The sequence below is a fragment of the Tardiphaga sp. 813_E8_N1_3 genome, from assembly GCF_051811025.1.
In the GTDB taxonomy this organism is placed as follows: domain Bacteria; phylum Pseudomonadota; class Alphaproteobacteria; order Rhizobiales; family Xanthobacteraceae; genus Tardiphaga.
The window spans coordinates 4,061,072-4,085,628 of sequence record NZ_JBPWQE010000001.1; the positions used below are offsets into that span (position 1 = coordinate 4,061,072).

Sequence of the window (24,557 nt, forward strand, 5' to 3'; positions counted from 1 at the left end):
GCAAGGATGAGCTTGCAATATTCAAGCCGCCGCCGCCGCCGGGCCGATCATCATCGCGATCGGGCCCGCATTGTCTGAGAACCGAGCATGTTCCGTGAGTGAGCAGGCATTCAGTATCCCAGTGCCGGATCGACGCGGTTGAGTAGAATCTCTCCAACCTCGAGACGACGGATATTCTCGGCGATCTGGTCGGCAATGACGCGCGGCTTGGCCAATCCGGCCATATGCGGCGTCACCAGAATGCCCGGCTCCGTCCACAGCGGATTGTCCGGCTGCAGCGGCTCCTTGTCGAACACATCAAGAATTGCGCCGCGCAGATGGCCCGAACGCAATGAGGCAACGAGGTCTGGAACGTTCAGATGCTCGCCGCGGCTGCAGAGAATAAGTGCCGCCCCTTTCGGCAGGCGTGCGAAGCGGTCAGCATTCAAGATTCCCACCGTGCTTGGCGTCAGCGGCAGCAGGCAGACCAGAATGTCGGTCTGCGCCAGAAAATCGTCGAGCGCGGCGTCGCTGGCGAAGACCTCCACGCCCTGGACCTGTTTTGCGGAGCGCGACCAGCCGGAGACCTTGTAGCCAACCGATTTCAGAAGCGTGGCAGCCTGGATTCCGAGGGTGCCGAGACCAAGGATACCGACGCGCTTGTCGGCGGCAGCGACCTGATCGTAGCGATGCCAGTGTCCATTGCGGGCATTGGTGGAGACGCGATCAAATTCGCGATGAAAATACAGCGTGCCCCACAGCACATATTCGGCCATCGCCTTGCCCAGCAGCGGATCGACGATCCGGCAGAGCGGCAGGTTGGGCAGCGCCGTGTCGGACAACACATTGTCCACGCCTGCGGCGATGGAGTGGATCAGCCGCAGGTTCGGCATGGTCGCCATCACGCCCGCGGGTGGCTTCCAGCAGACCACAACCTCCCCGTCCAGCGCACCCTGCTCGGGCCAAGTGGTCACGACTGCGCCCGGAACCGACCGTTTCAAGTGGTCTTCGAGAAAGCCCATCGTATTGGACAGGGTTGTCATGAGAGTAATGCGGGTCATCGAATTCCTGCGTTTGTTTCGGCCATTGGCATGAAGCCTGCTTTGAGAATGGCAACGTTGGGAACGATGCGCTCAAAACCTCTATCCTAGGGTACGATGTCAGCGCATCATCTCCGTCTTCACAGGGTCAGGATTTGTCGCGTATGGGCCATATCTCTTCAATTTCATGCGCCACGCCGCGCCAGCGTGTCGCGCCGCCGGCTATGGTGAGTTTTTCCGGCTTCGAGGCCAGCGGCCGCCGCGCCGATGCACTCCAGGCCGCGCAACGCCCGGTCGTTGCGATGGCCGCCGAATTCTCCTCGGGCGGCGTCGGCGTCCGGCACAGCCACCGCCGCGCGCAGTTCCTGCACGGCCTGACCGGGGTCATGACCGTGATCACCGAGAGCGGCAGCTGGACCGTATCGCCGCAGCATGCGCTGTGGATCCCGCCCGGCGTCGTCCATCAAAGCCGCTGCTGGGGCACCGTGCAGCTGCGTACGCTTTACGTCGAACCCGACGCGACGGTCGGCCTGCCGACCTCGTGCCAGCTGATGGAAGTGTCGTCGTTGGTACGCGCGCTGCTCAACGAGGCCGTCACCTTCCCGACCGAATACGACATGGATGGCCGCGAAGGGCAGATCATGAACTTGATGCTCGCGGAAATCGGCCGCATGCCCGCGGTGCCATTGCGTGCGCCGATGCCGCAAGACCGCCGCCTCGCGCGGATCTGTGAAGCGATCCTGCGCGAGCCCGGCAACAATCAGGATCTGGAATCCTGGTCGCAGATCGGTGGCCTCGGCCGACGGACGCTGACACGGCTGTTTCGCCGCGAGACCGGCATGAGCTTCGCCGAGTGGCGCCAGCAGGTACGATTGATGGAAGCGCTGTCGCGCCTGACCATGCGCGAGCCGGTGACCAATGTGGCGCTCGATCTCGGCTATGATAGTCCGAGTGCATTCAGCGCCATGTTCCGTCGCTCGATGGGGATTTCACCACGCGACTATCTACGCTGGAGTGAACAGACGGCGGACTTGGCACCATAACCGACGCGCACCACCTCAGGACTCGACTGCTGGCCGCACTTCCATCGTAGCGCGCAATCGCCGAATGCCAGCTTCGATCTCGCGGATGTCGTCGTCGAGCTGCCCGAGCAGCACGCCGAAATTGAAGTCCATTCTGTTGCGGACAGATGCCGCCAGCGTTTCGCGATGCGCCTTGAGATCCTGCAACGCACTTAGCTGGTTTGTGTCGACATAGGCGGCAACCACAAGCTCAATCGCGCTTTTCACCGCAACGCTTTCTTCTCGGCTTCATCGATTTGCGCCTTCAACCGCGCCTTGGTCGCTCGAACACCGGGGAACGGTGCTCCAAGCCGGCGCGCCTGGATCTGTACGGAACTCTGCGGTCGTTTCATGATCACCGCCGCCCTGGCCAGCGATACTTTACGCGCGATAAGCCCTTTCAAAATTTCAATCTGTTCGTCGTCCCAACGATTTTTTGCCATCTGATCTTATGAGTGCGCTGAAATAACTTGTCTGCACGGTAGCTGCCCCTTTGCAACGCGATGTTCACAACTATTGTTCCCGATGCGTGCAGGTTGCAGAGCACAATCCCTGCCGGAGAAAGCGCTGCGTGGAGTTGCGATGATATCGTTTCGCAGCGGGGAAACAGTACTGAAAAGGCCCCGGAGTGATCCGGAGCCTTTCTCTATTTGGCAGTCACCCACCTGGTAGCAGGGTATTTGTCAGCTACGGTTCAGCCGCAGCTCACATCACCACTTCGATCAGCTTCGGGCCCTTCGCGGCGAGCGCGTTGGCGAGCGCCTTGTTGAAGTCGTCGACGTTGGACACCGAGACGCCGGGGACGCCCATGCCCTTGGCGAGCGACACCCAGTCGAGTGCCGGGCGGTCGAGATTGAGCATGTCCAGCGCGCGCTGGCCGGGCTCGCCGGCATCGACGCCGGTGAATTCGCCGAGCAGGATTTGATACTTGCGGTTGGCGAACACGATGGTGGTGATGTCGAGCTCTTCGCGGGCCTGAGTCCACAGCGACTGCAGGGTGTACATGGCGCTGCCGTCACCGACCATGCAGATCACCTTGCGGTCCGGACAGGCAATGGCGGCGCCGGTGGCGACCGGGGTCGAGAAGCCGATCGAGCCGCCCATGTTCTGCAGCCAGTCATGCGGCGCAGCCGCTGCGGTCGGCGGGAAGAAGCCGCGACCGGTAGTCAGCGACTCGTCAACCATGATGGCGTTTTCCGGGATCGCATAGGCAATCGCCTGCGCAATCGTTGTGTGGTTTAGCGCACCGGTCGGCTTCACCAGTTCGGCGAGCTTCTGCGGCTTCACATCCGATGGCTTGGCACCGAGTGCGCCGGCCAGTGCTTCGAGCGCAGCGATCGAGTTCTCGCCGCCTGCGGTGATGCGATGCACTTCGCAGCCTTCCGGCTTCAGCATGCTCGGCTTGTTCGGATAGGCGAAGAAGGCGACGGGATCGTTGGCTTCCACCAGCACGATGTTCTTGAAGTCCTTCAGAAGTGGAAGCGCGGCTTCGATCACATAAGGAATGCGATCGATGGAGAAGCGGCCACGGCCGCGCGCCATGCGCGGATTGTAGGTCTGGCCCATTACCTTGCAGCCGGTCTTGCCGGCGATCTGCTCGGCCAGCGCCAGGCCCTTCTCGGTCAACCCCTGGCCGGTCATCAGCAGCAGCGTCGAGGCGCCGCCGTCCTTCATGATCCTGGCAGCGGTCTCGACGGCCTGTGCCGAATAGCCGGCGCTCTGCTTTTCGGCCGGCACCGGGGCCACGCCATCGGCCGCGCCCCATGCGGTGTCAGCGGGCAGGATCAGCGTGGCAATCTGGCGATCCTTGGCGGCGGCAATTGCTGCGGCGCCGTCTTTGGCCACCGACTTGGAATCCGGCGAGGTGTGCACCCACTGCGACATCGGACGGGCGAGGCCCTCGATGTCCGAGGTCAGCGGCGCGTTATATTCGATGTGATAGACGGCGTGCTGGCCGACGATGTTGACGATGCCCGAATTGGCCTTCTTGGCGTTGTGCAGGTTGGCAAGGCCGTTGGCGAGGCCGGGGCCGAGATGCAGCAGTGTCGAGGCCGGAGTGCCCTTCATGCGGAAATAGCCGTCGGCGGCGCCGGTCACGATGCCTTCGAACAGGCCGAGCACGCAGCGCATGCCTTCCACGCGGTCGAGCGCCGCAACGAAATGCATTTCCGACGTTCCCGGATTGGCAAAGCAGACATCCACATTGCCCGCGACCAATGTCCGCACCAGGCTTTCCGCACCGTTCATCGTCTCACTCCGTTTGATTTGGTTCGCAATTTCGGTTTCTCGATCTCGGGGCTGATGAACCATTGTTCGGGGGGCTCGTCAAAGGGTCGGAACGCAAGGCTTCGTTGTGAGCCCCGCGGGGCCGGCTGAAACGCCGGTTATTATCGCTCCATCCGGCCTTTCGCTCACACGGCCGTGGCTTGCGGATCGTGGCGATTTATGGCCTGTCTTGGGCCTCAATTTTTTCTGGCGAGGACCATGATGAAGCGCCTTTTTGCTCTCTTTTTTGCCGCAGCCGCGTTCACCACGATTGCCATGCCTGCCGATGCACGCGTCCGCAACCAGCCGCGGGCACAGGACTTCGAGGTCGACGACGGCCCGTCGCTCTCCAACTTCTTCTCCAATTTCGGCAATGGCGGCGGCAACAGCTCCGGCCCGATCCAGCGCCAGACCGTCGGCTTCCAGAGCAATTACGCCCCGGGGACCATCGTCGTGAACACCGCCGAGCGCCGGCTCTATCTGGTGCAGCCGGGTGGCCAGGCGCTGCGCTACGGCATTGGCGTCGGCCGCGACGGCTTCCGCTGGGGCGGCGTCCACCGCGTCACCGCCAAGAAGGAATGGCCGAGCTGGACCCCGCCGGCCCAGATGCTCGCCCGCCGACCCGACCTGCCCCGCCACATGCCCGGCGGCATCGACAACCCGCTCGGCGCCCGCGCCATGTATCTCGGTTCGACGCTGTACCGCATCCACGGCTCCAACGAGCCGGAGACCATCGGCCAGGCCGTGTCCTCGGGCTGCTTCCGCATGACCAATGACGATGTCACCGATCTCTATAACCGCGTCTCGGTCGGCGCGACGGTCATCGTAAAGAACTGAGCTTGACCTGAAAACGAAGGCTTCCTGCGGGGAGCCTTCGAATTGTCCGCGGGGGCGGCACTGAACGCTTGCGCAAATACGCGCATTGCGAGAACTTGAGTAATAATGCCCGCCCCGACACCAGATCGATTCATCGTCCGGACGATTGCCGCGCTGCTGGCGCTAGCGTCTTTGACTGCCTTCGCGCCGCAGCCGTCTTATGCCGGCGCGAGCGAACCGCCCGCCGTTACCGCACGCCAGCGCACCGAGAAGAAGACCTTTACCGACAGCGAGATCATCGACGGTTTTTTCAAGACCGCCTTTGGCGCCGAATATCACCTTGCCGGCCGCGTCGATCGCATCCGCAAATATGAGCTTCCGGTGCGGGTGTTCGCCGAGGGTCGTGCCGACCGCAAGGCGCAAATCGCCAAGGTTGTGACCGATATCGCGCGCCGGGTGCAGCATCTCAACATCGCCATGGCGGACAACCGCGACGACGCCAATGTGCTGGTGAAGCTGGTGCGCGACCGCGATCTCTATCGCACCATCTCGACTTTCTACGGTACCGACCGCGCCAACGAGATCCGAGACTCGCTGGACCCGCAATGCCTGTCCGGCTTCCGCAAGAACGACGCCTTCGAGATCGAACGCTCCGACGTGATCATCACTGTCGACAATGGCGACTTCGTCTTTCTCGATTGCGCCTATGAGGAATTGCTGCAGTCGCTGGGCCCAATCAACGACACCAGTACGGTGCCGTGGACGATGTTCAACGACAACGTCCAGATGGGCTTTTTCGACGTCTACGACCAGTACATCCTCAATATCCTCTACGACCCCCGCATCAAGGCCGGCATGACCGTGCAGGAGGTCAAGGACGTGTTGCCGCAGGTGCTCACCGATGTACGTATCTGGGTGAGTAAGGTGAACGACCTGCAGGATTAACGGCGCTTATCCCTATGAACGCCTGCGCGTCGTTACTGATGTGAATGTCAAACAGCCACTGCTCTTCGGACATGCGTCATCGCCCCCATTGTTTGCGGCGCGGGGGCGCCGTCGTCTGTTGCATTCCCTGCCCCCTGTGTGAGAGGGCGTGCGGAACGCTGGGTGCCCGATGCACCCTTGGGCCTGATGCGAATGCGGTCTTCCGCAATTGTGAGTGCATCAGGACTTTCGGAAGCGTCAGGCAAGTGCCCAGCGTTCCGCCTGCGGTGTTTTTTCGACTTGCTTGCACTTTGCCTCAGCGAACGATCCGATCACCGAATTAAAGTCCCAAGGCGATGGGAAGGGAGCCTCAAGCGAATAGGCCGAACGCGTTTTGACTTTGGTCGTCCGTCACACTGTCCAGGGGTCTTTCCATCCCAAGGCTAGCCGTCTCCTTGCCAGTGGCAGTGCTGGCGCAGATCCGTCCTGACCGAAGACAGACGTCACCCGTGAACCGCGTAACGCCGCATCTCCGGCGTCCACCGCATCCCACCCCGCGAACGTGACGATCGCGATCGCCCCTCTCGGTGGGGCAGGACGGAGGGGAATATAATCAAGATGAGGATACTATCAACGGGGATAGGAAAAAATGTTTGGCACGTTGTACCCGCCCCACGCTGTCATTCCGGGGCGGGATCGGCGCCGCAGGCGACGGGACCGAGCCCGGAATCCCGACATGTTCAGCGCAAAACACTCCGGGATTCCGGGTTCGCACTGCAGCGGCTTCGCCGCCTTCGTGCGCCCCGGAATGACGAGAGAGATCCGCCCCTCACCCCCGCGGCTTCGGCGTGAACGGTCCCTTCGGCGCGTTGCCTATCAGGGACACTATGATCAGCGCGACAATCGCGAACCAGAAGGTGAGCCAGAAGCCGTCGATATAGGACAGCGTATTGGCCTCGCGCTGCACGAGACTTGCGAGCGTGCCGATGCCGCGCGCCTGGGCGAGACCCTCACCATGACTGGCGAAACGCCCGGTGAGTTTGGCAAGAATGCCGACGACATCGGCATCGCCGCTGGCGACATGCTGGCCGAGCAGATTCGAATGGATCTGTTCGCGCACGCGCAGCCAAGTCCCCATCAGCGCGATGCCGATCTCGGCGCCGCCGAGCCGGAAGACCTGGATATAGGCCGCAAAGGCGGTGGCGCGCGACGGGTCGGAATTCGACAGCGCGATGATCACGATCGGCAGTAACGTGAAGCTTTGCCCGAGCGAATGCAGCAACACCATCGGGATGAAATCGCCGAGCGCCCATTCATGGGTAAGCTGCGTGCCGAGCAAGCCCGCGGCAGCGAAGGCGGCAAGGCCGATGATCAGCGTCAGCTTCACGTCGTAGTAGCGAATGAGCCAGATCGACAGCGGCACCAGCGCAATCATCGGCACGACGGCATAGAGCAAAAACAGCATGCCGGACTGTTCAGGCCGGAGTTGCGCGATGTTGGTCAGGAAATTCGGCGCCAGCGACGAATTCGACAGGCTGGTCATGGTGTAGAGAATGATCGTCAGCAGCGCGAGGCCAATATTGCGCGACAGCAGCACTTCGGCATGGGCCCATGGCCGCTTGACCAGCGACTCATTGATAAAGAAGCCGACGGTCAGGACCGTACCGCCTGACAGCAGCGCCACCACCGTGCCCGAACCCAGCCAGTCCAGCCGGTTGCCCTGATCGAGCCCGGCATAGATCATCGCCATGCCGGCGCCAAGCAGCAACATGCCGCCCCAGTCGGCCTCGCACAGCAGGAGCCGGTTGATCGGCTCGCGCGGTGTGCCGAGCCAGACGAACAGCGCGAGCAGCGGCGCGATGATGACGTCCTGCCAGAACATCCATTGCCAGCCGACATGGCTGACATAGAAGCCGACCAGCGCGGTGCCGGAATTGAGCGCGAAGCCGACGCGAATAGAATAGATCGCAATGGCCGGTAGCCACCACTTCATCGGCAGATTGCGAAAGATAATCAGCAGCGTTGCCGGCACGAAGGTACCGAGCAGCATGCCGTGCACGATGTTCAGCACCAGCAGCAGATTGTAGTCGCGCACCAGCGGGATCACCAGCGAGATCGCCGCATAGACCAGAGCGGGAATGCCAAGCACGCGGCGCAGCCCGAATACGGTGGCCATCCATGCCACTGCCGGCGCGATGAAGATCTGTGACGCGGTGCCGGCGGTGGAGAGCCACGCGCCCTCATCGAAACTCAGCCCCAGCGCCCCGCGCAGATCGGCGAGACCGATGGAGAAGATACGCGTATCGAAATTGGCGAGGAACGCGCCGAGCAGCACAGCGCCGACCGCAAAGATCGGATGGTGCGAAACGCCCCCGGTCGATACCGGGCCGCTTTCGATGACCTTACTTTCCGCCATTGCCGGCCGCCGGCGCGTCGGTGTTGATGCTGGCGGTCACCGACATGCCCGGCAGCAACCGATCAAGCAGCGGCTGCCCCTTGTCGAGCGTGATGCGGACCGGCACGCGCTGCACGACTTTGGTGAAATTGCCGGTGGCGTTATCCGGCGGCAGCAAAGCGAATTGCGATCCTGACGCCGGCGAGATCCGCTCGACGCGGCCGCGCAAGGTCTCCGCCGAGAATGTATCGACCACGATATCGACAGGCTGGCCGGGCTTCACGCGCGTGAGCTGCGTTTCCTTGAAATTGGCGATCACATAGACATCGGGCAGCGGCACGATGCTGATCAGGCTCGAGCCGATATTGACGTAATCGCCCGGCTGCACCTGGCGCTCGCTGACCACGCCATCGAAGGGCGCCACGATCTTCGTATAACCGAGGCGCAGCTTCGCGGCGTCCAGCGTCGCTTTGGCGCCGAGCAGATCGGCCGCGCGCTGCTTGCGCGTGCCGGCGAGGACTTCGAGTTGATGCTTCTGGGCAGCAATGACCGCGCCGCTCGCCTTCACGTCGGCCTGCGCCTTGGCATAGGCGGCGGTGGCCTGTTCGAAGCGCTGCCGCGTACCGGCTTCGGTCTGCGTCAGCGAGGCCTGGCGTTCCTTCTCCTGCTGCGCCTGCACTTCGAGCGCTTGCGCAGACACGCGCTGCGCCTCGGCCTGCGCGATGGTGGCGTATTGCAGCTCGACCTGGTTGGCGAGATTGTCCAGCGCCGCCTGCGCACCGGCGACGCCCGCCTCGGCCTGTGCCACCTGCGCCTCGTAATCCGCGGGATCGATCTGGATCAGCAGATCGCCGGCTTTGACGTGCTGGAAGTCGTTCACCGGCACGGCTTTCACGGCGCCGGCCACGCGGCTCGACAGCCGCGTCGTCTGCGCGCGGATATAGGCGTCGTTGGTGGTTTGCACCGCGCGGTTGCCCATCCAGATGTCCCAGCGTGTGGTGGCCAGAACGATGAAGACGAGCGCTGCAGCAACGGCCAGCAGCGGAATCGCAAGACGACGCCACGCTAGCTGTGCGGGTGTCAGCGCCGCGGGCTGTGCGGGCGGTTGCGCAGCCGGTTGCACTGGTGGCGGCGCAACAGGTTGTGGCGGCGCCGGTTGCGGCGTTGGGGATGCATCAAGCTGGGACATGTCTTCCTCGCAGCGACCTGAGTGACATTATGTCTCATGTCGTCGCACCCGATTCAATCGCCCGATATCGGCAATCCATACCGGTGCCGCAGCATTCGGGTTCGATTCGTACCAAAGACCGCAGATTTATATCTTTTTGCGGCGTGCGGGCCTGTCGTCGCCACGAGATGGTGCCGGAGTATCCGGACCACGCGGCTGCAGATAGCGTTGCAGAGCAATGGCGCGCTCGCTGGATTCGACGAGCCGCTCGACGCTCCCCAGCAATTGATGAAATTCGTCCGCGTTGAGACAATCGAACTGCACGTCGTTGACCTGACGCTGCGTGGGATTGAGGCTCGTGAGCAGCGCGTCACCGGCCTGCGTCACCATGAGACGCAGGCGCCTGCGATCGGCGGGATCCACGAGCTTGTCGAGCAATCCCATCTGCTGCAGCTTGTTGGACACCGTGGTGACGAAAGCGCCGCTGAGATGCAGATGCGCTGCGAGCTCGCGCACGCTGACATCGCCTTCAGCGGCCAGATATTTGACCGAGATCAGCACGGTGTATTCGATCCCGGCCAGGCCGATCGCGGCGGCATGCCCCTCACGCACGGTCTCGTGTCGCGCGAGGAACGCCAGCAATGTGTGCACGAGTTGCCGGAATGCATGATCGGAGCCATCGACCAGCAGCGCCTTGCGCGACGTGGTCAGCGCCGGTGCCGGAAGCTTCGCCTTGAGCGCGGTTTTGGCTGCCGTCTTCAACGCCGCCTTTTCGGATTTACGCAGAGCCGGCGTCTTGGAGAGCGGCGCAACCTTGGAACGAGACATACCGCTTTCCAGTGAACGATCCGCTACAGGATTGGCTGGCGCCCCCTGCTTCGTCAAGCGATTCTGCATACCTTCTGAACGAAGCTATTGATCAAATGCATTTACTGCGTCAGGATCGCTGCCAAATCTGACGGGAGAACATCATGAAACTCGATATCAGGCGCCTGCTCTGCTTCACCGACCACAAGGAGGTCGAGGCCGGCCACCGGCACGAGCAGCCGCTACGCCGCGTCGCCGCCGTGGCCATCGTCGCCAATCCCTATGCCGGGCGCTATGTCGAGGACCTCTCCGAAGCGATTGCCGCCAGTGTCGATGTCGGCGCCGTGCTGGCGAAGCTCGCGGTCGAGGCGATGGGGTCATATAAGGTGGAAAGCTACGGCAAGGGCGGCGTCGCTGGCCTCGGCGGCGAACTCGAACACGCCAATGCGATGCTGACCACGACCTTCGCGACGCCGCTGCGTGAGGCCGTGGGCGGCGCCGAAGCCTGGATCCCCTCCTTCACCAAGCTCGCCGCCCCCGGCTGCCTGATCGATGTTCCCCTGGCGCACAAGGACGCGCTCTATGTGCGCTCGCATTACGACGGCGTCTCGGTGACACTGCCACCCGATGCGCCGGCGGCCGATGAAATTGCGCTGATCGTCTGTCTCGCCAATCGCGGGCGGCTCAATGCGCGGGTCGGTGGGTTGAATGCGAGGGATATCGGCGGCAAGGACGGCTTGCGCTAGGCTGCGACTTTGTGCGGCCTTGGACGGCCTTGAGATTGCGGAGACGATTATGAAAACGGCCATCGTCAATATCGGCACCATCGTCACCGGTGATCTCAAGGCGCCGTTCGCCGACGGCGACGGCATCCTGATGCAGGATGGCCGCATCAGCGCGATCGGCACGCTGTCATCGGACCAGGTGTCATCGGCCGATGTGGTGATCGACGCCGCCGGCACCACGGCGATTCCCGGGCTGATCGACAGCCATGTGCACATCACCTTCGGTGATTACACGCCAAGGCAGCGCGTGGTCGGCTATCTCGAAAGCTACGTGCATGGCGGCACGACGACGTCGATCACGGCGTCCGAAGTGCACGTCCCCGGACGTCCCAAGGATCCGGCCGGCGTCAAAGCACTGGCGCTGGCCGCGCGCGCCTGTTTCCTCGACTATCGCCCCGGCGGCATGCGCGTGCATGCCGGCTCGATCATTCTGGAGCCCGGCCTGACCGAAGCCGATCTGGAAGAACTGGTCAAAGCGGGCCTGTGGCTCGCCAAGGCCGGCTTCGGCGCATTCGAGACACCGTTCGATTATGCGCCCTTGATGCTCGCCGCACGCAAGCTCGGTATGGTCACCACCATGCATACCGGCGGCTCATCGATCCCCGGCTCATCGGGAATCTGGGCCGAACACGTGCTGAAATCGAATCCGAGCGTGTCGTTTCACGTCAACGGCGGCCCGGTGGCGATGCCGGAAGCCGGCTTTGCACGGCTCGCGAACGAGAGCGATATCGCGCTGCAGCTCTGCACCGCCGGCAATCTGCGCACCGCGCTGCTGACGGCGAAGCTGCTTGACGAAGCCAAACAACCGGAGCGCCTACTGATCGCGACTGACACCCCGACCGGCAGCGGGATCATGCCGCTCGGCATGTTCTACACCATCAGCCATCTCGCGAGCCTGGGCGGCATGCCGCCCGAACAGGCAATCGCGGCGGCGACGGGAAACAATGCAACGGTCTATCGGCTCAACAGCGGCTTTCTGAAGACCGGCAGGGACGCCGACGTGGTGCTGATCGACGCCTGCGCCGGCGGCTCGCAGGACGATGCGCTGTCGGGCCTGCGCAATGGCGACGTGCCGGCCGTCAGCGCTGTGATCACCGACGGCGTGCCGCGCTTCGTCGGCCGCAGCCGCAATACGCCGGCGGGGATGCGGAATGTGCGGGTAGCGGAGACGAAGCTGCCGCGGGATTTCTCGGGCGCTGCGGCGCATTAGCCGAACCACTGACTCAGGTGTCATCCCCGCCTAGCGCGCCGACTAATTGCTGCTCTTGAACTCCGGCAGATCATATTTCGCCGTCATCTTCTCGGCCATACCGCCCGCCCGCTCCCAGTCATAGGTACGATAGCTGTGACCACGCGTCACGAACTGGGCGCCGGCATAGAACATCTCATATTGCAGATGGCGCGAGGCGAATTCGGAGCCGACGGCGTCCCAGGTCAGCTTCAACAGCTTGACGCGGTCCTGGCCCGACATCGCCGGCGAGATCTGGGTCAGTCCGATAATGTCCGCGATTTCCGGATTGCTGAAATCATCCACTGAGGACGGCAGCATCAGCAGTGCGCCGCCGGCGAGTTCGCGGATGGTCGAGATGATCTGCGGATACATCTCCTGCGACTGCACTTGCGCCGCATAGAGCAGATGCTTGTTCGGCAGGAAGTAGTCGCCGCGCATCGCGCCGCCGGCTTCCATGCCGAGCACCATGCCCTCGATCAACGCCGCCTGCGAGGCGAGCTTGCCGAGCGTATCGACCACGGGCGGAAAATTGATGGTGCCGATGGTCTTGGCGATGCCGCGCGCAAGGCCGACCAGGAAGCGGAGCTTCACCGACAAGCGGATCTGCGCCTGATAGTTCTGATAGACATGGGCCGGCGTATCATGGAGCTGGGCGCGGCACATGTCGGTGTTGCGCAGCAGGAACACGCGCTCCCACGGCACCTTCACGTCGTCGAAGAACACCAGTGCGTCGTTCTCGTCATAGCGATAGGCCAGCGGATTGTCGTATTCGTTTGGCGCATGCGCCTCGAAGCTCTTGCGCGACAGCATCTTGAGGCCCTTGGTCCCCATCGGCAGCGCGCAGGAGAACGCCAAGTGTTCCTCACCAGGCCGCAGCGGCTGGCCGGAACCAACGAAGATCTCGTTGGCCATGATGGCTGACGTGGCGAACAGTTTGGCGCCGCGGATGGTGATGCCCGACGCATCCTCGTCGACGATGCGCGCCACCATGTCCTGGGCATTCTTGCCCTGATCGCCGAACGCCTTGGAGCGATCGCCCTGCACGTTGTTGATCACATAGGTCAGAAACAGGTCGCTCTTGCGGGCGTAGTCGTACCAGTCGCGGAACGCCTGCGCGCGTTTCGGATCGTAATTGTCGAACACCTCGATGCCCATCATCATGCCGGACATGGATGACGCCACGTGATCGGGCGAGCGGCCGAGGAAGCCGCCGGACAGTTCGGCCCATTCCACCAGCGCCTTGCGACGCTCGACCAGTTCCGCGTAGCTCGTCGGCAATTGCCAGGCGCGATTGACGCGGCGGCCGCCGCCGATATCGAAGGTCATGCGTTCGATATTGGCGGGGTCGGCCTGATAGTCATACAGCGCGCCGGCCGAGGCGACCGCATGGCGATAGGCGGGATGGGTCGAGACGTCGTCGACCTTCTTGCCGTCGAGATAGACCGCACGACCGTCGCGCACAGCGGCGACATGCTGGGCGCCGTTCTTGACGCCGGCAACTGCCGTCCCGGATCCAAATGCCTTGTTCATCACTCTTCTCCGTCACTTGCTGCCGGCCGCGCGCCGGTCATCACTATTAATAGCTATCATCCGAAGCTATTTTGAATCTGTTGTCAAGCGGGCCTGTGGCGTTCGCACCTTGCATCGTTCGTCGTGATTGCAATTACCGCACGAAGCCGCCAAGCTCAGGCAAGTTTTGATACATAGGATCATCACGTGGCCAAATCCGCAGCGCGCTCCACTTCGATCGGCAAATCAGTGATCGGCAAATCAGTTGGCAAGGAGATCAGCAAGAAGCCTGCCACAGGCCGGCCGGCGTCCCGCGCTGCATTGACGGTCTCCCGGCCGGAGCTGCTGGTGGACGGTTCGGACGCCCAGTTCCGCCGCCTCGTCCACAGCCTGTTCGGCTTTCTGGTCCGCCATCAAACCTTGCGTGAAGGTCACGCCGCCGTCATCGGCCTCGCCGGCATCGAATACACGACCTTGATCTCGATCCGGCATCTGTCGGCGCAAGGCGACGTCCATGTGCGCGCTGTCGCCGATCACCTGCATCTGAGCGGCGCCTTCGTCACCACCGTGACCAACAAGCTCGAAACCAAAGGGCTGATCACCAAGACCTCGCACACCGGCGACCGCCGCCGCATCAGCCTCGTGGTGACGCCGCATGGCGCCGAGCTGCTCGAACGCCTCGCCCCCACCCAGGCCCAGGTGAACGACGTCCAGTTCGGTTGCCTCGGCACCCGGGAATTCCACCAGTTGCTGGACATGGTGCAGCGGCTGGTCGATTCCAGCGACCGCGCCATTGCGTTGCAACGTTATCTGGCCGACACCAATGTGAAGCAGCTCTCGCCCGAGGCGCAATCGATTGCCGTCGCCAAGCGCGGCAAGCCGCGCAAGGGCTGAATCCGGCCTTGTAATCTGGCACGCGTCAGGACCAGCGGTTGCGCCCGGCCCAGGCCCTGGGGATAGCCACAGCCCGCGTCGCCATTGCTGCGACAAAACGGCGCCCGTGCGCGCAGCCCTTACCCGCCCAACGGCGACACGGGAATCAGCCTCGACACGCCCGCAACATTCAAACACCCGTGAAACAGGCACTTGCGCGCATTCCCGCCAGCCACAGATTGCTGCATTTCCGGGCTGCAGTGCCGCATAAAATAGCTTCTTAAGAGAACTATTTTATAAAGATACTCAGAATGACGATTGTCAAAGCCTGAAATTTATTGGACGATCCGACCAACGCTGTCATTCCGCTGTCACAGCTGGCGATGGCACATGGCGTGCATAGAAATCTTTATCTGGATTATGCTGCGGATCACTGCAGCAAAAGCATCAGCAGAAGAGGACGATCGTCGATGTCACGGATCAAATCGAATTTGCCGCGCGTATTGGGCACTGTTGCCGCGGTCACGCTTTCCGCCATGGTTGGCGGTCAGGCATGGGCGCAGGAGATCGCCATCGGCGCGGTGGTGCCGAGCTCGGGTCCGTTCGCCGAGTGGGGCCGCAGCAACACCGTCACCCTGAAGATGCTGGAACAGCAGACCAACGATGCCGGTGGCGTCAATGGCGCGAAGCTGAAGATCACCATTCTCGACGACGCCGCCAAGCCGGCGCAGGCCGCAAGCTCGCTGCGCAAGCTGGCTGGCGACGAAAAGGTTCTCGCCGTGGCCGGTCCGCTGACCTCGAGCGCCGCCGAAGTGACCTTCCCGGTCGCCAATGAAATGAAGGTGGTCTCCACCTCGCAGGCCTCCTCGAAGCCGGGCGTGGCGAAGCTCAACCGTCCGTGGGCGTTCCGTAACACCATCGACGAAGGCGTGCTCGCCAAGACCACCGTGCCTTTCTACAAGAAGGCCTTCAACATCAAGACCGTCGCCGTGATCTTCGACGCCAAGGACGCCACGGCATCCACCGTCGGCAAGGTGATCATGCCGGCTGTGCTGAAGGCCAATGACATCATCGTTGCCAACGAGAACGATCTGCTGTCGTTCAACACCGGCGACCTCGACGTGTCCGCACAGGTCACCAAGCTGAAGGCCCTGAATCCCGACGGCGTCGTTGTCAGCGCCGATTACAGCCAGGCCATCACCGTGCTGCGCGAAATGAAGCGCCAGGGTCTGATCAAGCCGGTCGTCGGCGCCACCCAGTTGATCTCTTCGGCTATTCTCAAGGCTGCGCCGGAAATCCCGGTGATCGCGCCGGCAACCTTCTACGCCACCATGACAGGCCCGGCACCGGAGAAGTTCACGGCAACCCTGACGCCGCTGCTGCGCAAGGAATCCGGCCTGCCGAAGGACATCGAGCCCTCGATGTATGACGCCAACATCTACGAGATCGTCTCGATGTATATCGACGCGATCAAGAAGACTGGCGTCACCGGCAAACCGGCCGATCTCGAAGCCGACCGCACCAAGATCCGCGATCACCTTGCCAAGCTCGAAGGCTTTGCCGGTCTCGGCGGCCCGATCGGCTTCAATGACGACGGCGACGCGATCAAGGCCTTCTACGTGCTGCAAGGCCAGAACGGCGCCTGGGACACCAAGGTCAAGGGCTGCAGCTCGGCGCCCGGCCACCCGGCCTGCTGATCTCTCACACCATCCACGCCGCTGCGGCCGGGAAGTCCTCCCGGCCGCAGTCATGATGACGACGACCTGATTTAACGATTGCAATCCCCATGCTGATACAGCAACTCGTCAACGGACTGACGCTCGGAGCGGTCTACACGCTTCTCGCGCTGTCGTTCTCGCTCGTGATGGGCATTCTCGGCATTCTCAATCTCGCGATTGCCGAACTCTTCATGATCGGCGGCTATCTCGGCTTCACGCTGATTACCGCAGGCTTCCCACTTCCGGTCGCCGTGCTCGGCGGCATGCTCGGCTCAGCCGTGATCGCCATCGCCATCGAGAAGATCGGCTACCAGCCACTGCGCGACGCGCCGCTGGTGACACCGATGCTGTCGACGCTGGGTTTCTCGATCATCCTGCAGAACGTCGCCACCAACATCTGGGGCTCGGATCCTGCCCAGCTCCCCGACGAATATTTCGGCAAGCAATACGCGCTCGGCCCGGTCAATATCGGCGAGATGCAGCTGATCGTGCTCGTCGCCACCGTCGTGCTGGTCGCGCTGGTTGCCTATATCGTGCAGAAGACCCCGATGGGCCGCGCGTTGCGCGCCGTGGCCGAGAATCGCGAAGTCGCGCGCATTCTGGGCGTCTCCGCGGACCGCCTGACCATGCTGGCCTTCATCCTGTCGGGCTCGCTCGCCGGCGTCGCCGGCGTGTTGATCGCGCTGCATTACGGCACCATCACGCCCTATCTCGGCGTCGAGATCGGCCTCAAGGCCATCGCCGTGATGGTGATCGGCGGCACGCGCCAGATCTGGGGCGCACTGGTCGCGGGTCCCTTGATCGGCATCGCCGAAGTGCTGACTGTCGCTTATGGCGGCTCTCAGGTCCGCGACTTCGTCGTCTACGGCTTCATGATTTTGATTTTGTTGCTGCGTCCGCAGGGCCTGCTTGGCGGCGCGCGATCCGATCAGGGGCAGCGCGTCTGATGTCGACCTATTACGCAAGCCTGCTCGCCGAGTCCGGCATCCTCCTGCTCGGCGCACTCAGCGTCTATATCATCCTCGCCACCGGCCAGCTCTCACTCGGCAATGGCGCCTTCATGGGAATCGGCGCGTATCTGTCGTCGTATCTCACCGTCGCGCTGAACGTGCCGCTGACGCTGGCCCTGGTGATCTCGGCGATCGCGGCCGGCATCATCGGCGCGATCGTTGCCTTCCCCGCGCTGCGGCTGAAGGGCATCTATCTCGCCATGGCCACCGTCGGCTTCGGCGAAATGGTGCGCAGCTTCTTCCTCAATTTCGACGCGATGGGTGGCTCCGGCGGCTATCGCGGCATGCAGCACATCTCGGTCGGCTATGTCTGGCTGTGGGCCGGCGGCATCCTGATCGCGGTGATGCTGCTGGAGCGCTCGCGCGTCTGGCTGGAAATGCAGGCGGTCCATGACGACGAGACGGCCGCGGGCCTGATCGGCCTCAACACCACGGTGACGAAGATCGGCGCCTTCGGTGTCGGCGCCGCCGTGGCCGCGATCTCCGGCGGATTGTTCGCGCATCACAACGTCTATATCGAGCCGGCGAATTTCGGCTTCGATCGCTCGATCGAATTCGTGCTGGCTGTGATCCTCGGCGGCTCCACCGTCGGACCGGGATCGCTGGTCGGCTCTCTCCTTCTGGTGTTCCTGCCTGAATTCCTGCGCCCGATCGCCGACTGGCGCCTCGCCGCGTTCGGCACGCTGCTGATCGTCGTGCTGCTGGTACGGCGGCAGGGCATCCTCGATCGTTCGCTGATCCGAACGCTCACCTTTCGGAGGGCTGCGGCATGAGCAACGCGCTGCTTCAACTCACCGGCGTCACCAAGACGTTCGGCGGCATCCACGCGCTGTCCGGCATGGTCTGCGAAGTGCCGGAAGGCAAGATCGTCGGCGTGATCGGCCCGAACGGCGCCGGCAAGACGACTTTGTTCAACACCATCACCGGCGCCTATCGCGCCGATGCCGGCGAAGTGAAACTCAAAGGCGTCGACGTCACGCAGTGGCCGTCCTATCGCATCGTGCGCGAGGGCATCGCCCGCACCTTCCAGAACATCCGGCTGTTCGGCAGCATGACAGTGTGGGAACATCTGCTGGTGGCGCAGCCGCATAGCGAAAGCGCGTGGCGGCGTCTGCTGCCGATCTCCTGGGCCAATCCGGCCGCGCAGGAACGCGCCGAGGAAGTGATGGCGTTCTTCGGTCTCACCGAACTGCGCGATCGCCCGGCGAAATCGCTGCCCTACGGCATCCAGCGCAAGGTGGAGATGGCGCGCGCCGTCACCGCCAAACCGAAGCTGCTGCTGCTGGATGAACCCGTCGCCGGCATGAACCATGACGAGGCCGAGGAGATTCGCGCGCTGATGATCCGGCTGCGCGACACCGGCCTCACCATTCTCCTGATCGAACACGACATGAATTTCGTGATGCGTCTCTGCGACTATCTCTATGTCCTCGATTTCGGCGTGCTGATCGCCGAAGGCAAACCCGAGGAAGTACGCGCCAACCCTGTCGTCCTCGACGCCTATCTCGGAAAGGACGACTGATGCTCACGATCAAGGGCCTGGAAGTCCGCTACGGCGCCATCACCGCAGTGCGCGGCGTCGATCTGGAGATCAAGAAAGGCGAGATCGTCGCGCTGCTCGGCGCCAATGGCGCCGGCAAGAGCACGATTGCACGGTCCATTGCGGGATTGCTGCCGTTCCAGGGCGAGATCACCTATCAGGGTGAGAAGCTCGTGCCGAATGCGGCCGAAAAGAATCTCCGCCGCGGCATCGCGCTGGTGCCGGAAGGCCGCGGCATTCTCGCGCGCATGACGGTGCATGAGAATCTGCTGATGGGCATCTACACGCGCCGCGACAAGTCTGCGGCGATGGCCGATGTCGGTAAGATGCTGGAACGCTTCCCGATCCTCGGCAAGCGCCGCGACGGTCTCGCCAGTCTTCTCTCCGGCGGCGAACAGCAGATGCTGGCCATCGGCCGTGCGCTGCTATCGAAGCCAAAGCTGCTGCTGCTCGACGAGCCCTCGCTCGGCCTGGCCCCGCTGATGACGGCGAGCCTGTTCAGCATGATCGCGCAGTTCCGCGACGAAGGGCTGACGGTGCTGCTGGTGGAGCAGAAAGCGCGGCAGACGCTGAAGATCGTCGACCGGGCCTATCTGCTGGAGACGGGCCGCGTGGTGACCTCAGGTTCGGCGGAAGCGCTGATCAACGATCCGACATTGTCGGAGGCGTTTCTGGGTGGGGCGCATTAAGGCACTTGGGCCACACGCTCGTCATTCCGGGGCGCGGGCGGCGCTAGCCGAACGCGAACCCGGAATCCCGAAATAGTTCAAACTCCGTAGAGCCAAACACTCCGGGATTCCGGGTTCGCGAACTACGTTCGCGCCCCGGAATGACGAGCGTATGGCTACGCTCCATACCTTGCCAGCACCGGCCAGGTTTCGACGCCGTTATTGTGCCCGACCACCTGATAGTCCGCGTGCAAATTCACCGTGGGATCGCAATGCGTCGTCAGCAGCAACACACGACTGCCGAGTTTCGGCGCTTCCGCACCTGATGGCATCGTGATCATACCGTGCTCGTCGCCGCCGAAACGATAGGTCGAACCTTCCGGCACACCTAACATCAGCGACGGCACCGGGCCGTTGAAGGCCATCGCCTTCACGCCGGCATCGACGGTGAATTCGCCGGCACGATTCACCGACGTGACCGTCGCGAGAATGAACAGACTTGGATCGTAAGGCAGCGCACCACCCTCGTGCTCCAACTTGCCGTAATCGGAATCCATGAAGACATAGGAGCCGACCTGCAACTCGGTGAAAGTGCCCGTTGCATCATAGGCGCAGGCACCCGTGCCGCTGCCAGTGACGATCTCCGCCTTGATGCCGGCTTCCGCCAGCACGTGCAGATGCTCATCGAGCATGGCGCGCACGCGCGCAGCACCTGCCCTGCGCTCCTGCGAGTCGATCATGTGCTGCACATGACCCGCAAAGCCCTGGATGCCGCCGAATGCCATGCCCGGCGTGGCTTCGATCAGTTGCGCGAGCGCGAGTGTCGATGCCGTATCGACCACGCCGGTGCGGCGCTGGCCGACATCGACATCGATCAGCACCTGTAGCGGACGGCTGCCGGCATCGAGCAATTCGTGTAGCACGTGAATCTGGTCGGCGTGATCGACGACGATGCTGATGTCGGATTGGTCAGCGACAGCGGCCAGACGCGCGAGCTTCGGCCGGTCGGCGACCGGCGTGGTCAGCAACAGCCCGGTGATACCAGCCTGCGCAAAGGCCTCGATCTCGGCCACCGTCGCGCAGGAAATACCCACAGCGCCGGCCTCGATCTGCAATTGCGCGATGCGCGTCGATTTGTGGGTCTTGGCATGCGGGCGCAAGGCGATGCCGTTTGCCCTAGCGAACTCTGCCATTGCGGTGATGTTGCGCTGAAGGGCCGAGGCGTCCAGCACCAGAGCAGGCGTCTGGATATCTGCGAAACCCGGCAGATTGGGATCAAGCGTGTTTGGCATCACAGCAGCTTCGCGCCGAAGTTCTTTGCCGGGTCCATCTCGGCAGCGAGCCTGCCGGATGGCGTGGCGGCCTTGCCGCCCTCGCGCAGCATCAGACGGCCCTCGCCCGGCTTGTTGGTGAACGTATCGCCATCGACGAGGACACGGCCGCGCAACAGCACCTTCTCGGGCCAGCCGGTGACGGTACGCCCGGAGAACGGCGAGAAGCCGGTGAGGTCGTGCATCATCTCATCCGAGAGCGTGACCTTGCGCGCGGGGTCCCAGATCGCGATGTCGGCATCATTGCCGATGGCGATCGATCCCTTCTTCGGCAGATTGTAGATCTGCGCCGGCGCGGTCGAGGTGAGCTCGACGAATTTCGACAGGCCGAGGCGCCCCTTCGACACCATCGCGTCGAACAGCAGCGGCAGGCGCACTTCGAGGCCCGGCAGACCGTTGGCGATCTGCTTGAATGTCGGGTTCGGCCCGGCGCGCAGCTTGCCGGTCTCGTCATAGCGATAGGGCGCGTGGTCCGACGAGATCAGTTGCAGATCGCCGAGGGCCAGCGCCTGCCACAGCGCTTCCTGATCGTCCGTGGTGCGCGCCGGCGGGCTGCACATCCACTTCGCGCCCTCGGCGCCCGGCTTGTCCAGATCCTCGGCGGTGAGGAACAGATATTGCGGACAGGTCTCGGCGAAAATCTTGACGCCGCGGCCGCGCGCTTCACGGATCACGGCGGCGCCTTCGCGTGTCGAGACGTGGAAGATCATCACCGGCTGATCAAGCAATTCGCTGAAGGCGATCAGCCGCGTGAAGGCTTCGGACTCCGAGACACGCGCATGGCTGATCGCGTGGTATTTCGGCGCGGTGTAGCCCCTGTCGATCAGCCGCTTCACCATCCAGGCGATGACGCCGTGGTTCTCTGCGTGAACGCAGACCAGCGCCTTCGCCTCGCGCGCAGCGGCGAGAATATCCAGCAACTTCTCGTCATCGACCTTGAGCCGGTCATAGGTCATGAAAATCTTGATCGATGAATGCCCCTGCTTCACCAGCGCGGGAATATCCTCGGCAATGACCTTGTCGGTGACATCCGAGACGATGATGTGGAAGGCGTAGTCGATCATCGCGCCCTTCTTGGCGAGCGCCGTGTAGTCGCTGACGACCTCCTGCACATCCATGCCCACATGCTGGGCCGCAAAAGAGATCACGCTGGTGGTGCCACCGAAGGCCGCGGAGCGCGTCGCGCTCTCGAAAGTGTCGGCATTCATGATGCCGGCGGCGGAGAGCTGTTCGATATGGGCGTGAGCATCGACGCCGCCCGGCAGAACCAGCTTGCCTGTCGCATCGATCTCCGTCTTGCCGGCGGCCAATCCGCTGCCCAGCGCCACAATGGTCTCACCGGCAATACCGACATCGGCGGCAAACACATCGCTCGATGTGGCGACGGTGCCACCGCGGATCACGAGATCGTAGACGGGATCGGACAAGGGCAGAACTCCAGATATTCGAACATTTTACAGGCTTTGACGGTCAGCACTTTCCGGTAATACTGCTGTCCTGACAAGGAGCCGAATATGCAGCGCCGCAAGAAGATTCTGGTGGTCAATCCGAACAGCAATCCGCAGGTGACGCGCAACCTCGCGGAGGCGTTGCAACCGGTGATGTTCGACGCCGGGCCCGAGATTGAATGCGTCACGCTGGCGGAAGGACCATTGGGCGTGCAGACGCAGGCCGATCTCGAAAGCGTCACGATACCGCTGAGCCGGCTGGTGGCCGCGGACAATTCCGCCGATGCCTTCGTCATCGCCTGCTATTCCGATCCCGGCCTGCATGTTTGCCGCGAGGCGACGCAGCGTCCGGTATTCGGCATCGCCGAATCCGGCGTACTGACGGCGCTGTCACGCGGCGACCGCTTCGGCGTCATCGCGGTGGCGCAGGGCTCGATCGGCCGGCATATGCGTTATCTCCGTCAGATGTGCCTGATGGATCGGTTCGCTGGCGAACGTCCGCTCAACATGACTGTGGCGGAAGCAGCCTCCGGCGACGACACGCTGGCGCGCATGATCAAGGTCGGCCGCCAGTTGAAGGACGAAGACGGCGCCAATGCCGTGGTGATGGGCTGCGCCGGCATGTCGCGTCATCGCAGCGCGCTCGAGGATGCGCTCGGCATTCCGGTGATCGATCCGACGCAGGCCGCCGTGAGCATGGCGATCGGCACGGTGATGTTTCAGTAGGATTCGAGTGGAAACGGGCACATCCTATCAGCTGTCATCCCCGCGAAGGCGGGGATCCATAACCTCCAACGTTCTAATTGAAGCGTGATCTCAACCACAGGACTTCAACCGCAAATTCGGTGTCTATGGGTCCCCGCCCCGCGCACGCCTTCGGCGTGCTAGGCGGGGACGACAATCGAGTTTGATGCTACTCTGGCGGCAACACCACACCGGTCTGGCTGGTGATCCGCCCATAGTGCTCGATGCGCCGGTGGCGCTTGAAGTCGAAGATGGTGTCCTTGCCGAACTTCGTGTCATCGAGATCGACAGTGCACACCAGCAGCTCATCGCCTTCGGTCTTGGCTTCGGCGAGAATGACGCCATTGGGATCCACGATCAGCGAACCGCCGATCAGGGGATGACCGTCTTCATCGCCAGCCTTGGCGACGGCGACGACGAAGGTCGAGTTCTGATAGGCGCCGGCCTGCACCGACAGGCGGTTGTGGAACAGGCGCTGCTCCGGACCCTCGACCGACTTCTGCGAATTCACCGACGGCGTGTTGTAGCCGAGCACGATCATCTCGACGCCCTGCAGGCCCATCACGCGATAGGATTCCGGCCAGCGACGATCATTGCAGACCATCATGCCGAAGATGCCACCGAGTCCGCGGAACACCGGAAAGCCGAGATCGCCGGGTTCGAAATAACGCTTCTCGAGATGCTGGAACGCGCGCTCGGTGTCGAATTCGACATGGCCGGGCAGATGCACCTTGCGATATTTGCCGATGATCTTGCCGGTCTTGTCGGTGAGGATCTGGGTGTTGAAGTGATGACCGTCCGGCGTCAGTTCGGCGTATCCGATCGACAGCGCGATGCCGGCGTTGGCGGCGGCATCGAATAGCGGCTGCGTCGCAGCATTCGGCATTTCGGACTCGAACCAGGTGTCGACCTCGGTCTGGTCGGTCATGTACCAGCGCGGGAAAAACGTGGTCAGCGCAAGCTCGGGATAGACGACGAGATCGGCGCCCTTTCCCTTGGCCTCATCCAGCAGCGCCAGCATGCGCTTGACCACCGCCTCGCGGCTTTCGGCTTTCTGGATCGGGCCCAATTGGGCGGCGGCAACGGTCAGCTTGCGCATGGGATCATCCGGATTGGAGTGGTCAAGACATCGATCAGGGCTTGTATCAGGTCCCGGCCCTGGCTTCGAGCCGAATGGGAGGGCGATCAACCCCGTGGAAAAACCCGGAATTGCTTAGTCCGAAAGCTTGCCTGCCTAACAATCGG

At 62.9% G+C, this 24,557-nt stretch carries 23 protein-coding genes; 12 read left to right on the forward strand and 11 right to left on the reverse strand.

Annotated features, from left to right (window positions below):
* Nucleotides 1-110: 110 nt before the first annotated feature.
* Nucleotides 111-1,040: a 2-hydroxyacid dehydrogenase gene (locus AB8A33_RS19165; RefSeq protein WP_439094170.1), complete on the reverse strand. Its 930-nt coding sequence runs from the start codon at nucleotides 1,038-1,040 to the stop codon at nucleotides 111-113.
* A 143-nt stretch (nucleotides 1,041-1,183) separates the two neighbouring features.
* Between AB8A33_RS19165 and AB8A33_RS19170 the strand changes: the two genes are divergently transcribed.
* The gene (locus AB8A33_RS19170) at nucleotides 1,184-2,062 is read left to right on the forward strand and encodes an AraC family transcriptional regulator (RefSeq protein WP_439094171.1); all 879 of its coding nucleotides are present in this window, start codon (nucleotides 1,184-1,186) and stop codon (nucleotides 2,060-2,062) included.
* A gap of 15 nt (nucleotides 2,063-2,077) precedes the next feature.
* On the opposite strand, the gene AB8A33_RS19175 is transcribed toward AB8A33_RS19170, so the two are convergent.
* From AB8A33_RS19175 to AB8A33_RS19185, 3 genes are all read right to left on the reverse strand, one after another.
* A complete protein-coding gene (locus AB8A33_RS19175) occupies nucleotides 2,078-2,308 on the reverse strand; it encodes a hypothetical protein (protein WP_439094172.1) in 231 nt (76 codons plus the stop codon).
* A complete protein-coding gene (locus tag AB8A33_RS19180; protein WP_068737424.1) occupies nucleotides 2,305-2,523 on the reverse strand; it encodes a hypothetical protein in 219 nt (72 codons plus the stop codon). Before AB8A33_RS19180 ends, AB8A33_RS19175 begins: the two co-directional genes overlap by 4 nt.
* A gap of 262 nt (nucleotides 2,524-2,785) precedes the next feature.
* A complete protein-coding gene (locus AB8A33_RS19185) occupies nucleotides 2,786-4,327 on the reverse strand; it encodes an acetolactate synthase large subunit (RefSeq protein ID WP_439094173.1) in 1,542 nt (513 codons plus the stop codon).
* 240 nt (nucleotides 4,328-4,567) lie between these two features.
* Here AB8A33_RS19185 and AB8A33_RS19190 point away from each other — a divergent pair, with 240 nt between their 5' ends.
* Both AB8A33_RS19190 and AB8A33_RS19195 read left to right on the forward strand, forming a co-directional pair.
* Nucleotides 4,568-5,182 carry a L,D-transpeptidase gene (locus AB8A33_RS19190; RefSeq protein ID WP_439094174.1) on the forward strand — a complete coding sequence of 205 codons (615 nt, stop codon included), beginning with the start codon at nucleotides 4,568-4,570 and terminating at the stop codon, nucleotides 5,180-5,182.
* 105 nt (nucleotides 5,183-5,287) lie between these two features.
* Nucleotides 5,288-6,106 carry a DUF2927 domain-containing protein gene (locus AB8A33_RS19195; protein WP_439094175.1) on the forward strand — a complete coding sequence of 273 codons (819 nt, stop codon included), beginning with the start codon at nucleotides 5,288-5,290 and terminating at the stop codon, nucleotides 6,104-6,106.
* Between the two features lie 808 nt (nucleotides 6,107-6,914).
* Here the strand turns inward: AB8A33_RS19195 and AB8A33_RS19200 are convergent.
* The 3 genes from AB8A33_RS19200 to AB8A33_RS19210 all read right to left on the reverse strand — a co-directional run bounded on the left by AB8A33_RS19200 (nucleotide 6,915) and on the right by AB8A33_RS19210 (nucleotide 10,476).
* Nucleotides 6,915-8,501, reverse strand: a complete 1,587-nt coding sequence (locus tag AB8A33_RS19200) for an MFS transporter (RefSeq protein ID WP_439094176.1) — start codon at nucleotides 8,499-8,501, stop codon at nucleotides 6,915-6,917.
* Nucleotides 8,488-9,669, reverse strand: a complete 1,182-nt coding sequence (locus AB8A33_RS19205; RefSeq protein WP_439094177.1) for an HlyD family secretion protein — start codon at nucleotides 9,667-9,669, stop codon at nucleotides 8,488-8,490. The genes AB8A33_RS19200 and AB8A33_RS19205 overlap by 14 nt, the downstream gene beginning before the upstream one ends.
* 126 nt (nucleotides 9,670-9,795) lie before the next feature.
* Nucleotides 9,796-10,476, reverse strand: a complete 681-nt coding sequence (locus tag AB8A33_RS19210) for a MarR family winged helix-turn-helix transcriptional regulator (protein WP_439094178.1) — start codon at nucleotides 10,474-10,476, stop codon at nucleotides 9,796-9,798.
* A 143-nt stretch (nucleotides 10,477-10,619) separates the two neighbouring features.
* Here AB8A33_RS19210 and AB8A33_RS19215 point away from each other — a divergent pair, with 143 nt between their 5' ends.
* Entirely contained in the window at nucleotides 10,620-11,201 is a 582-nt protein-coding gene (locus AB8A33_RS19215; protein ID WP_439094179.1) for an amino acid synthesis family protein, read from the forward strand.
* A 49-nt stretch (nucleotides 11,202-11,250) separates the two neighbouring features.
* Nucleotides 11,251-12,450, forward strand: coding sequence for an amidohydrolase family protein (locus tag AB8A33_RS19220; protein ID WP_439094180.1), 1,200 nt, complete (start codon nucleotides 11,251-11,253; stop codon nucleotides 12,448-12,450).
* A 42-nt stretch (nucleotides 12,451-12,492) separates the two neighbouring features.
* Here the strand turns inward: AB8A33_RS19220 and AB8A33_RS19225 are convergent, their stop codons facing one another.
* Nucleotides 12,493-14,001, reverse strand: coding sequence for a 4-hydroxyphenylacetate 3-hydroxylase family protein (locus AB8A33_RS19225; protein WP_439094181.1), 1,509 nt, complete (start codon nucleotides 13,999-14,001; stop codon nucleotides 12,493-12,495).
* A gap of 186 nt (nucleotides 14,002-14,187) precedes the next feature.
* Between AB8A33_RS19225 and AB8A33_RS19230 the strand changes: the two genes are divergently transcribed.
* The 6 genes from AB8A33_RS19230 to AB8A33_RS19255 all read left to right on the forward strand — a co-directional run bounded on the left by AB8A33_RS19230 (nucleotide 14,188) and on the right by AB8A33_RS19255 (nucleotide 19,810).
* Nucleotides 14,188-14,874 (forward strand): MarR family winged helix-turn-helix transcriptional regulator, encoded by a 687-nt coding sequence (locus tag AB8A33_RS19230; RefSeq protein WP_184514321.1) that lies wholly within the window; start codon nucleotides 14,188-14,190, stop codon nucleotides 14,872-14,874.
* 449 nt (nucleotides 14,875-15,323) lie between these two features.
* Nucleotides 15,324-16,550, forward strand: a complete 1,227-nt coding sequence (locus AB8A33_RS19235) for an ABC transporter substrate-binding protein (RefSeq protein WP_439094182.1) — start codon at nucleotides 15,324-15,326, stop codon at nucleotides 16,548-16,550.
* Between the two features lie 89 nt (nucleotides 16,551-16,639).
* On the forward strand, nucleotides 16,640-17,518 hold the full coding sequence (locus AB8A33_RS19240) for a branched-chain amino acid ABC transporter permease (RefSeq protein ID WP_439094183.1): 879 nt from the start codon (nucleotides 16,640-16,642) through the stop codon (nucleotides 17,516-17,518).
* Nucleotides 17,518-18,354 carry a branched-chain amino acid ABC transporter permease gene (locus AB8A33_RS19245; RefSeq protein ID WP_175366874.1) on the forward strand — a complete coding sequence of 279 codons (837 nt, stop codon included), beginning with the start codon at nucleotides 17,518-17,520 and terminating at the stop codon, nucleotides 18,352-18,354. Before AB8A33_RS19240 ends, AB8A33_RS19245 begins: the two co-directional genes overlap by 1 nt.
* The gene (locus tag AB8A33_RS19250) at nucleotides 18,351-19,103 is read left to right on the forward strand and encodes an ABC transporter ATP-binding protein (RefSeq protein WP_439094184.1); all 753 of its coding nucleotides are present in this window, start codon (nucleotides 18,351-18,353) and stop codon (nucleotides 19,101-19,103) included. The genes AB8A33_RS19245 and AB8A33_RS19250 overlap by 4 nt, the downstream gene beginning before the upstream one ends.
* Complete coding sequence (locus AB8A33_RS19255) at nucleotides 19,103-19,810, forward strand: ABC transporter ATP-binding protein (RefSeq protein WP_439094185.1); 708 nt, start codon at nucleotides 19,103-19,105, stop codon at nucleotides 19,808-19,810. Before AB8A33_RS19250 ends, AB8A33_RS19255 begins: the two co-directional genes overlap by 1 nt.
* 155 nt (nucleotides 19,811-19,965) lie before the next feature.
* Here AB8A33_RS19255 and AB8A33_RS19260 read toward each other — a convergent pair whose 3' ends face one another.
* Nucleotides 19,966-21,081, reverse strand: coding sequence for a DSD1 family PLP-dependent enzyme (locus AB8A33_RS19260; RefSeq protein ID WP_439094186.1), 1,116 nt, complete (start codon nucleotides 21,079-21,081; stop codon nucleotides 19,966-19,968).
* Nucleotides 21,081-22,547 (reverse strand): dihydropyrimidinase, encoded by a 1,467-nt coding sequence (gene hydA, locus AB8A33_RS19265; RefSeq protein ID WP_439094187.1) that lies wholly within the window; start codon nucleotides 22,545-22,547, stop codon nucleotides 21,081-21,083. Before hydA ends, AB8A33_RS19260 begins: the two co-directional genes overlap by 1 nt.
* Before the next feature lie 87 nt (nucleotides 22,548-22,634).
* On the opposite strand from hydA, the gene AB8A33_RS19270 reads away from it, so the two are divergent.
* Nucleotides 22,635-23,294: an aspartate/glutamate racemase family protein gene (locus AB8A33_RS19270; RefSeq protein WP_439094188.1), complete on the forward strand. Its 660-nt coding sequence runs from the start codon at nucleotides 22,635-22,637 to the stop codon at nucleotides 23,292-23,294.
* A gap of 187 nt (nucleotides 23,295-23,481) precedes the next feature.
* Here AB8A33_RS19270 and AB8A33_RS19275 read toward each other — a convergent pair whose 3' ends face one another.
* Nucleotides 23,482-24,411, reverse strand: coding sequence for an N-carbamoyl-D-amino-acid hydrolase (locus AB8A33_RS19275; RefSeq protein WP_439094189.1), 930 nt, complete (start codon nucleotides 24,409-24,411; stop codon nucleotides 23,482-23,484).
* Nucleotides 24,412-24,557 lie beyond the last annotated feature (146 nt).

Coding starts and splice junctions, on each gene's coding strand:
- AB8A33_RS19210 (WP_439094178.1), bottom strand. CDS start 10,476: ATGTCTCGTTCCAAGGTTGCGCCGCTCTCCAAGACGCCGGCTCTGCGT.
- AB8A33_RS19205 (WP_439094177.1), bottom strand. CDS start 9,669: ATGTCCCAGCTTGATGCATCCCCAACGCCGCAACCGGCGCCGCCACAA.
- AB8A33_RS19240 (WP_439094183.1), top strand. CDS start 16,640: ATGCTGATACAGCAACTCGTCAACGGACTGACGCTCGGAGCGGTCTAC.
- AB8A33_RS19220 (WP_439094180.1), top strand. CDS start 11,251: ATGAAAACGGCCATCGTCAATATCGGCACCATCGTCACCGGTGATCTC.
- AB8A33_RS19200 (WP_439094176.1), bottom strand. CDS start 8,501: ATGGCGGAAAGTAAGGTCATCGAAAGCGGCCCGGTATCGACCGGGGGC.
- AB8A33_RS19245 (WP_175366874.1), top strand. CDS start 17,518: ATGTCGACCTATTACGCAAGCCTGCTCGCCGAGTCCGGCATCCTCCTG.
- AB8A33_RS19270 (WP_439094188.1), top strand. CDS start 22,635: ATGCAGCGCCGCAAGAAGATTCTGGTGGTCAATCCGAACAGCAATCCG.
- AB8A33_RS19225 (WP_439094181.1), bottom strand. CDS start 14,001: ATGAACAAGGCATTTGGATCCGGGACGGCAGTTGCCGGCGTCAAGAAC.
- AB8A33_RS19185 (WP_439094173.1), bottom strand. CDS start 4,327: ATGAACGGTGCGGAAAGCCTGGTGCGGACATTGGTCGCGGGCAATGTG.
- AB8A33_RS19260 (WP_439094186.1), bottom strand. CDS start 21,081: ATGCCAAACACGCTTGATCCCAATCTGCCGGGTTTCGCAGATATCCAG.
- AB8A33_RS19250 (WP_439094184.1), top strand. CDS start 18,351: ATGAGCAACGCGCTGCTTCAACTCACCGGCGTCACCAAGACGTTCGGC.
- AB8A33_RS19190 (WP_439094174.1), top strand. CDS start 4,568: ATGAAGCGCCTTTTTGCTCTCTTTTTTGCCGCAGCCGCGTTCACCACG.
- AB8A33_RS19195 (WP_439094175.1), top strand. CDS start 5,288: ATGCCCGCCCCGACACCAGATCGATTCATCGTCCGGACGATTGCCGCG.
- AB8A33_RS19215 (WP_439094179.1), top strand. CDS start 10,620: ATGAAACTCGATATCAGGCGCCTGCTCTGCTTCACCGACCACAAGGAG.
- AB8A33_RS19180 (WP_068737424.1), bottom strand. CDS start 2,523: ATGGCAAAAAATCGTTGGGACGACGAACAGATTGAAATTTTGAAAGGG.
- AB8A33_RS19170 (WP_439094171.1), top strand. CDS start 1,184: ATGGGCCATATCTCTTCAATTTCATGCGCCACGCCGCGCCAGCGTGTC.
- AB8A33_RS19275 (WP_439094189.1), bottom strand. CDS start 24,411: ATGCGCAAGCTGACCGTTGCCGCCGCCCAATTGGGCCCGATCCAGAAA.
- AB8A33_RS19165 (WP_439094170.1), bottom strand. CDS start 1,040: ATGACCCGCATTACTCTCATGACAACCCTGTCCAATACGATGGGCTTT.
- AB8A33_RS19235 (WP_439094182.1), top strand. CDS start 15,324: ATGTCACGGATCAAATCGAATTTGCCGCGCGTATTGGGCACTGTTGCC.
- AB8A33_RS19255 (WP_439094185.1), top strand. CDS start 19,103: ATGCTCACGATCAAGGGCCTGGAAGTCCGCTACGGCGCCATCACCGCA.